Here is a 13,678-nt window from a genome sequence, read left to right on the forward strand (position 1 = left end):
ACGTTTTAAAATGACAAATGACCAGGCTAAACAAAAAATTGAGGAACTTACTCTTGAACTTCAAGAACATAATTATAATTATTATGTTTTAAACACCTCTCTTATCAGCGATTATGATTTTGATGTGATGTTGGAAGAGTTAAGTAATCTAGAGCAGCAATTCCCACAGTATATTTTACCTGAATCCCCTACACAAAGGGTTGGAGGAGAAATAACTAAAAAATTCAAAGCAGTAAAACACAAATACCCTATGTTATCTCTAAGCAATAGCTATAGCATGGAGGAAATTGTTGATTTTGACAACCGTATAAAAAAAACAATTGATGGAGAAATAGAATATGTATCCGAACTTAAATATGACGGAGTTGCAATTGGGCTAACCTATATCAATGGAAGGTTAGAAAGAGCGGTTACCAGGGGTGATGGAATACAAGGCGATGATGTTACTGCCAATGTAAAAACTATTCGAAGTATACCTTTGAAACTAAAGGAAGGCACTTATCCACAAGAGTTTGAAATTCGAGGTGAAATATTTTTATCCTCCACTGCTTTTCAAAAACTCAATGATGAAAAAGCAAAAAATGGTGAACCATTGTTTGCAAACCCACGAAATGCAGCTTCAGGCACTCTAAAAATGCAGGATTCCTCTATTGTTGCAAAAAGAGGACTTGATTGCTTTTTGTATAACCTTTCGGGTGATAACTTAAGCTTTCTAACGCATTATGAGAGTTTAATGCAGGCAAAACAATGGGGTTTTAAGGTTCCTAATCCTGAAAAAAACTATATTAAAAAATGCAATAATTTGGAGGATATTTTTCATTTTATTGATTATTGGAACACAGAAAGAAATAATCTTGATTTTGACATAGATGGGGTTGTTCTTAAAGCAAATTCTTTCATTCAACAAAGACAATTGGGTTTTACAGCCAAATCTCCAAGATGGGCAGTAGCTTATAAATTCAAACCACAACAGGTTTCAACGTTATTAGAATCAATAACATACCAGGTTGGACGAACAGGTGCAATTACTCCTGTAGCCAATTTAAAACCTGTATTGTTGGCCGGAACTGTGGTTAAAAGAGCATCTTTACATAATGCTGATCAAATAGAAAAGTTGGATGTAAGAGTTGGAGATACTGTATTTGTTGAAAAAGGTGGTGAGATAATACCTAAAATATTGGGAGTGGATTTTTCTAAAAGAAAGGATTATTCTCTCTTTCCAACAGAATTTATTGAAAAATGTCCTGAATGCAACACTTCTTTAGTTAGAAAAGAAGGAGAAGCGCAACATTACTGTCCAAATGAAACAGGGTGTCCTCCTCAAATAAAAGGAAAAATAGAACATTTCATAAGCCGTAAAGCTATGAACATTGAGGGTTTAGGCGCTGAAACAATTGAAATGCTATACAAAAGTGGCCTGGTGAATAACATTGCTGATCTTTATGAATTAAAAAAAGAACAACTCCTTACATTAGAACGTATGGCTGAAAAATCTGTTCAAAATATATTGGAAGGACTTGAAGCATCCAATAGCATTCCTTTTGAAAGGGTACTTTTCGCTCTTGGAATAAGGTTTGTTGGAGAAACAGTTGCAAAAAAGCTTGCCCGTCATTTTCAAAACATGAAAAACCTAATGCAAGCAACTTATGAACAGCTTATTGCAGTTGAAGAAATTGGAGAAGCAATCGCAAACAGTTTGCTCTCACATTTTTCTGATAAAAGAAATCTGGAAATAATATCACGTTTAAAGTCAAAAGGACTTAAATTTGAACTTCAGGAAGAAGAACTTATTGAAAAAACTAAAAAACTTGAAGGGCTTACTTTTGTCATTTCTGGAGTCTTTAATAAATTTTCTAGAGATCAACTCAAAGTTTTGATTGAAACTAACTCAGGGAAAAATGTTGGTTCTGTTTCTTCAAAAACAAATTTCTTATTAGCAGGGGAAAATTTAGGGCCGGCAAAGTTGGAAAAAGCACAGAAACTGGGTGTGAAAATCATCAATGAGGATGAATTTATTTTAATGATTACTAATTAATTCCTTTAAAATCAATGCAACATATTCATAATATTCGCAAAAAGATCGGGGAATATTTTTTAAAAATAGAACTTAACCGTTTAAACAGAAAATCACTTTTTAAAGGTTTTAATTTATCCAATTCCATAGCTGTGCTTTTTAATGCAAGCGATAAAACGGAATTTGAACTGGTTAAAAAATACATTAAATACCTAAGGGACAGCAATAAAAAAGTAAAATGCATAGGTTATTTTTACGAGAAAGAAGTACCTGAAATGGTTTATTCTAAAAATGAATTTGATTTTTTTTCAAAAAAGGACTTAAATTGGCATTTGAAGCCAATGAGCCCTTTTGTTTCCAGTTTTATTGAAGAAGAATATGATATCCTTATTGATTTCAATCTGAAAAATGATTTTCCTTTACATTATATTTCCTCACTATCAAAAGCTAAGTTTAAAATAGGTAATTTTACCAATGATTCTACGCTCTACGATTTAATGATAGAAATGGAAGATGGTAAAGACCTTAAATATTTCATGAAAAATGTGGATCATTATCTTTTACAATTAAATGTAAAATCACCAACAACAGTAGCTGATTCAATTGAAAATTCAAATAAAAAAAATAACTCGAATAAAAAATGAATAGTCATTTAAAAGGAACAGGAGTAGCCATTGTTACTCCTTTTCATAAGGATTCCAGCATTGATTTTAACGCATTGGAAAAGCTTGTAAACCATATTATTAAAGGCGGAGTTGATTATCTGGTTGTTTTGGGAACAACGGGAGAAAGTGTTACCCTGTCAAAGGACGAAAAAATTGCAATTGTTAACCATGTTATTGAAATTACAGGCAAACGAGTACCTGTTGTATTAGGATTGGGCGGAAACAATACACAGGAAGTATTGAACTGTGTGAAAATGTTTGATTTTGACAATATTGAAGCAATTCTTTCTGTATCTCCCTATTATAACAAACCTATTCAGGAAGGTATTTTCAGACATTATCAAATGATTGCTGGTGTTTCTCCCGTTCCTGTAATCTTATATAATGTTCCGGGTAGAACAGGTTCAAACATTACTTCTGAAACTACTTTAAGACTTGCTGAAGTTCCTAATATAATAGGAATCAAGGAGGCCTCAGGCAATCTTGAACAGGCTATGCATATTATTAATAACCGCCCAAAAGGCTTTTTGGTTATTTCCGGTGATGATGCCTTAACCCTACCCCTAATTGCATGTGGGGGCGATGGTGTAATTTCAGTTGTAGCCAATGCATTTCCTAAATTATTTACAAACATGGTTAAAGCCTCTCTTAAAGGAGATTTTGAATTAGCACGTAAAAACCATTATAAACTTTTAAACTTTACTGAATTCCTGTTTACGGAGGGAAATCCAGGCGGTATAAAAGCTGCACTAAAGGTATTGGGCATTACCCATGATCACATGCGCCTTCCCTTATACAATGTGAGTAAAAAAACTTTCCAAAATATTGAAAATGAGGTAGTAAAATTAAAATAAGCCCCTAGGTCTCAATGATTTTTGAGAATGAATTTAAATAATTAAATTAGAGTAAAGTAATTTAATATTTAAACATTTTATTTTTAATCAACATTTATACCTAAGCTTATGTATACAAAATCTACTCCTCTTTTAATCGTCTTTTTAATGTGGTTAAGTAGCTATTCTTTCGCACAATCAGAAAGAACTGCAACACATTTGAACATTCCTTTTGAACAAAATATTACTTTAAAGGCAAATAATTCAAGGGCTCAGGGAGATACTCTCTTTCTTTTTGATGGTCAGCAAGTCTTTATTCGCAATACTCAGGATCAAATGGATTTTGAATTTGAGGTATTTGATGGCGATAGTGTTAGACCAGATCCAGCAATGGTAGCAGATGGTTGGGATTCAACATTTATGTTTTTGTATTCCCTGGACCCATTTTACTTTTTACCAGGAGAGATTACAGACACTGCCTTTTTCATGGGCTCTACTTCATGGCTAGAAACACCTGGAAAAGTTGACAATTGGTTTTCATTTGGCCCTATTACTATCCCAACAACCGGTGCCACTTTAAATTGGTTTCATTTAATTCCAAGTGTTGACTTTTCTGATGGTTACAGGATATTTGTTTCAACCACAGGTGTTACACCTTACCAGGATATTGACACAGCCACCGCAATTCCAATATACACCAGACCTGATTGTGCTCCTGGAGCCTGCCCCAGTGACACACTTTGGACAAACCAATCTGCTAGTTTAGCTAATTATGCCGGAAATAGAATCTGGATTCATTACAACCATAATGCATTCGATAAATATGTATTGTATTTAGATATGATAAAAATTACTGAAGGTGAAACAGTAAGTTTACCCCTGATTGAGAAAAACATTTCTAATTTTAACAATCATCCTAATCCTGTTAAAAATCAAACTACCATTACTTATAGTTTAGAATCTTCATCCCAGGTGGAATTAATTATTTATAATATTGCAGGCAAAGAAATTATGAATGTTAAGCAAGGATTTAAAACTAAGGGAAACCACAACATTAATCTTTCAATGGATAAAGTAAATTCTGGTGTTTATTTTTACTCCTTAGTTACTGAAAACAAAAGGGAAACAAAGAAAATGGTTGTTGTTAAATAGGTGTATTTAGTTTACCGGGAAATAATTTTGAACAAATAAAAAAGAAAGGCTTTTAAAATTTAAAGCCTTTCTTTTTTATTTTATCCTATCCAATAAATGCTTAGAACTATTCCCGCTTTATCAACCGTTTATAACCAAGTTTTTTCTAAAAGTCCCTGAAACAATCAAATCCTTGTTATCCTGAGAATAGGAATAAAAGCCCTCACCTGACTTAACACCAAGTTTTCCGGCTGTAACCATGTTTACCAATAAAGGACAAGGAGCATATTTAGGATTTCCAAAGCCATCTTGTAATACCTTTAAAATAGAAAGGCATACATCAAGCCCAATAAAATCCGCCAGTTGAAGAGGTCCCATTGGATGGGCCATTCCCAATTTCATTACAGTGTCAATCTCCTCTACCCCTGCAACATTTTCATATAAAGTATAAATAGCTTCATTAATCATAGGCATTAAAATTCTATTGGCAACAAAGCCTGGATAATCATTCACTTCAACTGGGGCTTTGCCTAAAGCTTTTGATAATTCAAAAATTTGTGCAGTCACTTCATCTGAAGTAGCGTATCCACGAATAATTTCAACTAGCTTCATTACAGGAACCGGGTTCATGAAATGCATTCCTATTACTTTATCAGCACGCTTTGTAGCAGCGCCTAATTTGGTTATAGAAATTGAAGATGTATTACTTGCCAGAATAGTATTTGGACTACAAATTTTATCCAGTTCACTGAAAATATTTAGTTTAAGTTCCATTTTTTCTGTTGCCGCCTCTATTACAAGATCTGCATGAGCAACTCCCTCATTAAGCTGGGTAAATAATGAAATATTATTTATAGTTGATGCTTTTTCGTTTTCTGTAATTTTGCCCTTTGTTACTATTCGGTCAAGATTTTTAGAAATTGTATTCATTGCTTTATCAAGAGAATCTTTTGAAATATCTACAAGGGAAACCTTATATCCAAATTGAGCGAATGTATGAGCAATTCCATTACCCATTGTACCAGAACCTATTACTGTAATATTCTTCATGGAAAACATTTTTTAAAATTTTTAATAATGCAAATTTATTAAAATATGAGAGAATTTACTTGAAAAATACTTTTAACCTAAACTCATTTTTATAACATAGCGAATGATTTTTGTTTTAGCTATGAGTTAATTATTAAAAAATTGAAAGAAATAAAACTTTGAATCAATTTACAACTATATTATTTTAGAAAACACCTGAAATAATAAATGAAAATTGTTTCTTATATTCTTTAATCGTAATATTGCAATAAATGAATTTAATATGGGATTAACTAAGTCAGAAATGTTCACAATGGAACAAAACCTTATTGCCAATGTTGCTGAAGTGCTTGGACACCTCGCACGGATTTCTATTTTACAACCTGTTAATTGTTCAAACTTGTATTTGTAATGAATTTGTAGAAGAAATAGGTCTTACGCAACCAACAATTTCTCAACATCTAAAAGAACTTAAAAATATAGGATTGATAAATGGAAACATTGAAGGTTCAAGTTATTGTATTGATCCAGTTAAATGGAAAGAAGTAAAATCTATATTCACTGCCCTATTCAACAATAAAATTAATTTAATAAATAATTGTAGATAAAAGTCTCACTAGGTTATTTAATGATTTTAAAGCATTACAAATTTATACATTATGAAAGTATTAATTCTTTGCACTGGAAATAGTTGCAGAAGCCAAATGGCTCATGGTTTTTTGAAATCTTTTGACAAGCGTATCCAGGTTTTTTCTGCTGGTACTGAACCTGCAAAAGAAGTGAATCCAAAAGCAGTACTGGCGATGAAAGAAGTAGGAATTGATATAGGCCAAAATATCCCTCACTCTGTAAATCATTATTTGAACGATTCATTTGATTTTGTAATTACTGTATGTGATAGCGCAAAAGAATCCTGTCCTGTATTTACAGGAAAAGTAAAACAGAATATACACATTGGATTTGACGATCCTTATAATGCTAAAGGTTCTGATGATTTTATTCATTCTGAATTTAGAAGAGTGAGGGATGAGATAAAACAAAGTTTTTATAAATTATATGAGGAACAATTAGTACCATTATTGTAAAAAATGAGCGAGATAAAAAAAGAAATTGCCTTATTTGAAAAATACCTTACGGTATGGGTGATGTTTTGCATTGGAGCAGGAATTATTATTGGGCATTTTGCAGGGGAAAGCATGCAAGTATTAAGCAAAATGGAAATTTTCATGGTAAATATTCCTGTAGCAATTTTAATCTGGCTTATGATCTATCCCATGATGCTAACAATAGATTTTTCAAGTATTAAAAATGTAGGTAAAAAACCAAAGGGTATAATTCTTACTTTAATTGTAAATTGGCTCATTAAGCCTTTTACTATGGCCTTTTTTGCCTGGATTTTTTTTGTAAAACTTTTTGCAGCCTATATTCAACCCGAATTAGCAGGAGAATACATTGCAGGAGCGATATTACTTGGAGCTGCACCTTGTACTGCAATGGTTTTTGTATGGTCTTATCTCACCAATGGTGACCCAAATTACACATTGGTACAGGTTTCAGTAAATGATTTGATAATCCTTATTGCCTTTGTTCCAATAGTGGGTTTACTTGCTGGAATTACTGATATAGAAATACCTTTTGACACATTGCTAACCAGCCTTGTTGTTTTTGTAGTAATTCCTTTATTAGCAGGCTATTTTACAAGTAAATTGCTTGTTGGTTTAAAAGGTATGCAATGGTTAAAGATGAATTTCTTCCAAGGTTAAAGCCTGTTTCAGTAATAGCATTATTACTTACATTAATTTTGCTGTTTGCCTTCCAGGGTAATAATATTTTAAATAATCCATTAATTATTCTACTAATCGCAGTACCATTTACAATACAAACATATTTTAAGGAAAAAAAAATAAACTTCCTCATTCTATATGTTCTCCAGCTGCAATGATTGGGGCAAGTAACTTTTTTGAGTTAGCAGTTGCAGTGGCTATTGCATTATTTGGATTACACTCCCCTGCTGCTTTGGTAACAGTTGTAGGAGTTCTGGTGGAAGTCCCTGTAATGCTTTCCCTGGTGGCCTTTGCCAATAAATGGAAGTATTGATAGTGATAGTCAAAAAAATTATAAAAATAGTTTTCTACTGGTTTAAAAAACTATTTTTACAAAAAATTCCGTTATCCCTTCTTGGTAAATCACATTTCCAATTACAAATAAATTATTATTTCCTTTTATTCTTAACCTGTTTTAGACTTTTATGAAATTACTATTAAATTATTTAAAACAACATAAATGGCTAATGGTATTAGCATTGGTGCTAGCTGCAATTAATCAACTGTTTTCACTAATTGATCCTTTGATTTTTAAGCATATGGTTGATGAATATGCCATAAGTGCTAAAAAGTTTAGCAAAGAAGAATATATAATGGGTATTGGTGGATTAATATTGCTGTCTATGGGAGCAGCAATGATATCACGTATCGCTAAGAATTTTCAGGATTATTATGTAAATGTTGTAACCCAGAAACTGGGAGCCCAAATATATTCAGATGGGTTAAAACATTCCCTGGAATTACCTTATCAGGTTTTTGAGGATCAGCGTAGTGGAGAAACTCTTGGAAAACTTCAAAAAGTAAGAACTGATGTAGAAAAATTAATTTTTGCTTTTGTAAGCATACTTTTCACCTCATTGGTGGGAGTTATATTTGTAATGATATATGCTATAAAAATTCATTGGTTAATTGCCCCTGTTTATTTTTCTGCAGTTCCCCTTTTGGGTTTTGTAAGTTCCTATTTAAGCAAACGCATTAAAACCATTCATAAAAAAATTGTTGGCGAAACAACTGCTTTGGCAGGTTCAACAACTGAATCACTTAGAAACATTGAATTGGTAAAAAGTCTTGGACTTTCAGAGCAGGAAATTAACCGACTAAATACAACTACAATTAAAATACTAGGATTGGAGCTTAAAAAGGTAAGGTATATTAGGAGTATAAGCTTTGTACAGGGAACCTTTGTTAACTTTTTAAGAAGCAGTATTTTATTTTTACTTCTTTACCTTATTTTTGCCGATAACCTAACTTTAGGACAACTGTTTTCCTTACAGATCTATTCCTTTTTCATATTTGGACCTCTGCAAGAGTTAGGTAATATCATAAGCATTTATAGAGAAGCTGAGGTTTCCCTTGAAAATTTTCAAAATATTCTAAATACTCCAAAAGAAGAAAAACCTAAATTACCTGTAGAAATTGAAGGAGTTCAAACATTAGAATTTAAAAAAGTAAGTTTTAAACACCTAACTGCAGCTACTTATGCGCTTGAAAACATTTCATTTTCAGCTAAAAAAGGAGAAACAATTGCCTTTGTAGGCCCTTCAGGTTCCGGAAAAACAACCCTTGTAAAATTGCTCGTAGGACTGTATAAACCAAAAGAGGGTGAAATAGAATACAATGGATACAATGGAAATGTTATTGACCTTGATCAATTACGCTCTCAAATAGGATTTGTAACACAGGATGCCCAATTGTTTTCAGGAACAATAAAAGAAAACTTATTGTTTGTTGCCCCTGGTGCTACCCATGAAGAATGTATTGAAGTTTTAAACAAAGCCGCCTGTCAAAGTCTTTTAAACAGAGCCGATAATGGCCTTGACACCATGATTGGAGAAGGGGGTGTAAAAGTATCAGGAGGTGAAAAGCAACGACTATCAATAGCTAGAGCGCTCCTACGCAAACCTTCTTTACTCGTGTTTGATGAGGCAACCTCCGCCCTTGATTCATTAACAGAAAACGAAATAAATAAAACCATTCGCAATTTATCTGAAAATCAAAACCATGTAACAATAATAATCGCACACAGGTTAAGTACGGTTATGCATGCCGATAAAATTTTCGCTTTGGAAAGAGGAAATATTATTGAACAAGGAAAACACGAAGATCTACTAATCCAAAAAGGATTATATTATGCCATGTGGCGTCAGCAAATAGGTGAAAAACATGAAGTTGTAGGTATAGTTTAATATAAAAAAAGAGGCAGGAAATTTAATATTCCTGCCTCTTTTTTTAATCTTTTATTCTAATTAATAGAGCTAAATAACAACTTAAAATATTAAGGCGTTGTAATAATATTACTATCCAAGATTACTGCAGTTTGCGCCAAAGCCCTGCCATTAAGTGTTGCTCCTGTACCAAGAGTAACGGCAGTTTGAGTCAAAATAACTCCTTGGAATTTAGCTGCTGTCCCAATGGTTACTTCACCTGCTACTTGCCAAAAAATGTTTTTTGCCAGTGCACCTCCACTTAGTGTAATGTTTACTGAAGAACTTACAGAAAGATCTCCTGAAATCTGAAAAATCCAAACATCAGTAGAACTTCCAGAGAGTGTAACACTACTTGGCATAGTAACGGTACTTGTCCATTTATAAAGTCCGGCAGAAAGTGTCTTACCTCCTATATTTCCAGTTCCCAATTCAGTATAATCTGGTGTTGGACGCCCTGCTGCATCATTATAGGCCGTAATCATATTGGTTACTGCCGTTGTAAGATTATCCGATGTTGGTGTTACCATATCTGCTGCATATATTTTCCCTGTTACCTGTGCCGATGTAGCATATCCTGTTGCATTTGTTAACGAAAAACCTGTAATGTATGAAGTAGCTGCTGGACTTAATCCCAAATCTCCTGTTATATCTGAAGTAGGACTATTATTTATTGCTGTTTTTGCAAGTATCACATAATTTCCAGCTGCCCCAAGATTTACTGCTGTAAGATTTGAACCCGTTCCCGTACCAGGACCTGTACCTGGTGCTGCCTTAGTTGTAAAAATAGATACAAACTTGTTTTCAAGTGGAACATCTGCCGAATTTTCAACTCCCGTAGTTATTGTTACCGTATAAGTAGTGTTGGCAGACAATTCATTTGTTGGCTTAAATCGTGCTGTTTTCCCCCAGCATGAAACCGTACCTAAAACTACAGTTGTACCATGCTTTAAAATAAAAGTAGAAGCAGTGATGCTTGAAATATCCATTCTGTCACTGAAATTTACTATTATCTCACTGTTTCTTTCAACTCCGGTTAAGTCGTTAGCCGGACTAATTGAAACTACAGTAGGAGCCTTTGGCAATGGATCATCGGTTTTGTCTTTTTTACATCCAACAACCAGTATTATTGACAGCAAAGCCAGTATTGGAATTATTCTAAACTTTGATCGGCTAATTAAAACTTTTTGATTTTTCATGATTATTTGTTTTAAATTTTTGGTTTAAAGGGATGTGATAAATTATCACTTAACAAAGGTGAAGTTTTTGAATTGATCAAGTATTACACAATAAAAATCAAATGTTATATAATTCACATATTATTCAGGTTATAGTGCAAAAAAAGTATAAAAAAAAGAGCGTTGTAAATGAACAACTCTCTTTTTTTTCAACTAATTTTAGAAATTTCCTTTAGTAATTCAAAATGTTAAATTTTCCAGCAAATGTTTTTCTACAGTTTTAAGAATTTCAAAAGCCTTTTCCCTGGTTTCTGATTCTGCATAGGTTCTCAATACAGGTTCAGTTCCTGAAGCCCTTATCATTAACCATTCATCATCGTTGAAAAAATATTTATACCCATCAAGGTTTTCGGTTCTTTCAATTTTATAATTCCCAAAACCTGAGTAATTGTTGTTGCGGCAATTGTTAACAATTTTGTTTTTTATTTCCTCATTTAAATGAAGATCAGAACGTTCAAAAGCAAATTTACCCGTAATTTCATATACTTCCTCAATAAGCTCATTCAAAGATTTTCCTGATTTAGCCATATATTCCCAAATTACCATCCCCATCCAAATTCCATCACGTTCAGGGATATGGCCCTTTACTGCAATTCCACCGGATTCCTCTCCTCCTATTAAAACATCTTCTTTTAGCATTATTTCACAAATGTATTTAAACCCGATTTTAACTACTTCAAGTTCCAAACCATAGTGTTTACACATTTTTTTAATCTTTACAGTTGTTGAAAATGCAGTACACACTTTTCCTTTGAGTCCTTTATATTTTACAAGATAATGAATTAGTAAAAGGATGATATGATGTGAATCTATAAAATTCCCCTTACTGTCATAAAGACCTATTCTATCAGCATCTCCATCTACTGCAAGTCCACAATCGATGTTTCCTGCCATTTTTATGGTTTCTGAAAATTCAAGCAGGTTTTTATGAATTGGCTCAGGAGCCTGTCCTTCAAATGAAGGGTTATAATCACAATGAAGAAAAGTTATGTCTGGAAAAAGCCTGCGCATAACATTTTGCCCGGAGCCAAACATGGCATCGAACGCAAGTTCAAGACCGGAATTCCTTATGGAATCCAAATCAAAATTTGCCTCAACATGCTCCACATACATGCTTTCAAGGTCGGTATATTCAATAAGGCCTTTTTTTTGAAAATCCTCAACAGTATAGGTATCAAGTTCTACATGATTTTCATCCTTAATTAAATCCTCAATTTCCTGCACTTTTAAAGGTAACAGTGGCCCACCATATCCGCCTTTAAGTTTAAATCCATTATAGGAAGGCGGATTGTGACTTGCTGTAATAATTATTCCAAGACTGGTTTTTAGTTTATTTGCTCCTAACGATATCATAGGGGTTGACACAAAATCTTTTGCCAGTTTAACTTTAACGCCATTTACAGCCATCACAATAGCTGCGGTTTGGGCAAACAACTCTCCTGCAAAGCGGCAATCATGCCCGATTACAACAGATGGATTTTCAAAATTCTCATTTAGCCATGTAGCCGTTGCTTGTGTTACTCTCGCCACATTATCTGTGGTGAAATCTTTAGCAATAATTGCCCTCCATCCATCTGTGCCGAATTTTATCTTAGTCATTTGTTTATTTTTATAGATTGAATATTTTTAAAGGAGAAATAAAGTACTGTATGAATATTAAAAAATGAATTACTTCATTATTTTACGCTTATTTAAGGCCGCTCGATATTTTTGAGCATAAATTCCATGTTGCTCAAGGGTTTTGGAAAAATTATGATAACCCGAAAAATCTTCCTTTGCACACATAAATATATAATCATTCTTTTTAAAATTTAAAACAGCATCAAGGGAAGTTACTTCCGGAAGATTGATTGGACCAGGTGGCAATCCAGCATTTCTATATGTATTATAGGGGGAATTTATTTCTTTATGAATATTCAAAACCCTGTTAATTGAAAAATCGCCATGAGCATAAACGAGTGTTGGATCTGATTCAAGTCGCATTCCTTTTTTTAGCCTGTTAAGATATAATCCCGCGATAATTGGTTTTTCATCATTGTGCCTTGCTTGCTCAGCCTGAACTATAGAAGCAAGAATTGTAACTTCTGACTGAGTTAAACCAATTTGCCTTGATTTTGCCTTTCGGTCTTCTGTCCAAAAAGCTTTATATTCCTTGGCCATGCGGTCTAAAAATTGTTCTGCTGATGTATTCCAATAAAATTCATAGGTATTTGGAATAAATAATGTTAAAGCACTTTCAGGGCCCATTTTATATTTTGTAGCAAGGAAATTTACATCCTCAATCAATTTAATCAATGATAATGAATCAGCCTCTATTTGTAAACCTATACGTCCTGCTAGTTGCTCTTTTGTTCGAATTGAATTAAAAGTTAGTTTTATTGGCTCTTGTTCCCCTGAACGTAATAGATCAATAAGCTTGTTGTTGCTCATACCGGTTTTTATTAAATATTTCCCCGGGTAAACATGATTTCTGTAATTCTTTTGCTCTGCAAGCCATTCAAAGGAACTTTTATTTATAATATAACCATTTTCATATAATATGTTCACAACATCCTGCATTGAAGAACCTGTGGGAATATATAAATGTTGTTTTGTTTGTTTTCCTAAAAACACATTGGGTAGGTGTATCATCTTGTACTTGTCATAAGCCCAAAAACCACCTCCCAACATTAATATCAAAAAAACAGCAATAATAATCTTTATAATAAATGATTTTCCTCCCTTTTTCTTTTTCGCCATTT

At 33.1% G+C, this 13,678-nt stretch carries 10 protein-coding genes and 2 pseudogenes; 8 read left to right on the plus strand and 4 right to left on the minus strand.

Annotated elements, in window-relative coordinates; genetic code table 11:
- The first annotated feature begins 10 nt into the window (after nucleotides 1-10).
- From ligA to H0V01_06255, 4 genes are all read left to right on the plus strand, one after another.
- Complete coding sequence (gene ligA, locus H0V01_06240) at nucleotides 11-2,035, plus strand: NAD-dependent DNA ligase LigA (GenBank protein ID MBA2582972.1); 2,025 nt, start codon at nucleotides 11-13, stop codon at nucleotides 2,033-2,035.
- Between the two features lie 14 nt (nucleotides 2,036-2,049).
- Complete coding sequence (locus tag H0V01_06245) at nucleotides 2,050-2,658, plus strand: hypothetical protein (protein ID MBA2582973.1); 609 nt, start codon at nucleotides 2,050-2,052, stop codon at nucleotides 2,656-2,658.
- Complete coding sequence (locus H0V01_06250) at nucleotides 2,655-3,533, plus strand: 4-hydroxy-tetrahydrodipicolinate synthase (GenBank protein ID MBA2582974.1); 879 nt, start codon at nucleotides 2,655-2,657, stop codon at nucleotides 3,531-3,533. Before H0V01_06245 ends, H0V01_06250 begins: the two co-directional genes overlap by 4 nt.
- Before the next feature lie 108 nt (nucleotides 3,534-3,641).
- Nucleotides 3,642-4,664: a T9SS type A sorting domain-containing protein gene (locus H0V01_06255; GenBank protein MBA2582975.1), complete on the plus strand. Its 1,023-nt coding sequence runs from the start codon at nucleotides 3,642-3,644 to the stop codon at nucleotides 4,662-4,664.
- Between the two features lie 120 nt (nucleotides 4,665-4,784).
- On the opposite strand, the gene H0V01_06260 is transcribed toward H0V01_06255, so the two are convergent.
- Nucleotides 4,785-5,693: a 3-hydroxybutyryl-CoA dehydrogenase gene (locus H0V01_06260; GenBank protein MBA2582976.1), complete on the minus strand. Its 909-nt coding sequence runs from the start codon at nucleotides 5,691-5,693 to the stop codon at nucleotides 4,785-4,787.
- 262 nt (nucleotides 5,694-5,955) lie between these two features.
- Here H0V01_06260 and H0V01_06265 point away from each other — a divergent pair.
- From H0V01_06265 to H0V01_06280, 4 genes and pseudogenes are all read left to right on the plus strand, one after another.
- Nucleotides 5,956-6,280 (plus strand): annotated as a pseudogene (locus H0V01_06265) (winged helix-turn-helix transcriptional regulator).
- A 51-nt stretch (nucleotides 6,281-6,331) separates the two neighbouring features.
- A complete protein-coding gene (locus H0V01_06270) occupies nucleotides 6,332-6,757 on the plus strand; it encodes an arsenate reductase ArsC (GenBank protein ID MBA2582977.1) in 426 nt (141 codons plus the stop codon).
- Between the two features lie 3 nt (nucleotides 6,758-6,760).
- Nucleotides 6,761-7,769 (plus strand): annotated as a pseudogene (gene arsB, locus H0V01_06275) (ACR3 family arsenite efflux transporter).
- Between the two features lie 151 nt (nucleotides 7,770-7,920).
- The gene (locus tag H0V01_06280) at nucleotides 7,921-9,681 is read left to right on the plus strand and encodes an ABC transporter ATP-binding protein (GenBank protein ID MBA2582978.1); all 1,761 of its coding nucleotides are present in this window, start codon (nucleotides 7,921-7,923) and stop codon (nucleotides 9,679-9,681) included.
- A gap of 89 nt (nucleotides 9,682-9,770) precedes the next feature.
- Here the strand turns inward: H0V01_06280 and H0V01_06285 are convergent, their stop codons facing one another.
- The 3 genes from H0V01_06285 to mltG form a co-directional block, all read right to left on the minus strand.
- Nucleotides 9,771-10,898 (minus strand): DUF3494 domain-containing protein, encoded by a 1,128-nt coding sequence (locus tag H0V01_06285; GenBank protein ID MBA2582979.1) that lies wholly within the window; start codon nucleotides 10,896-10,898, stop codon nucleotides 9,771-9,773.
- Nucleotides 10,899-11,117: 219 nt separating this feature from the next.
- A complete protein-coding gene (locus tag H0V01_06290) occupies nucleotides 11,118-12,536 on the minus strand; it encodes a phosphoglucomutase/phosphomannomutase family protein (GenBank protein MBA2582980.1) in 1,419 nt (472 codons plus the stop codon).
- Between the two features lie 69 nt (nucleotides 12,537-12,605).
- Nucleotides 12,606-13,676 carry an endolytic transglycosylase MltG gene (gene mltG / locus H0V01_06295; GenBank protein MBA2582981.1) on the minus strand — a complete coding sequence of 357 codons (1,071 nt, stop codon included), beginning with the start codon at nucleotides 13,674-13,676 and terminating at the stop codon, nucleotides 12,606-12,608.
- Nucleotides 13,677-13,678 lie beyond the last annotated feature (2 nt).

The organism is Bacteroidota bacterium, from assembly GCA_013696965.1.
Taxonomy (GTDB): Bacteria; Bacteroidota; Bacteroidia; order JACCXN01; family JACCXN01; genus JACCXN01.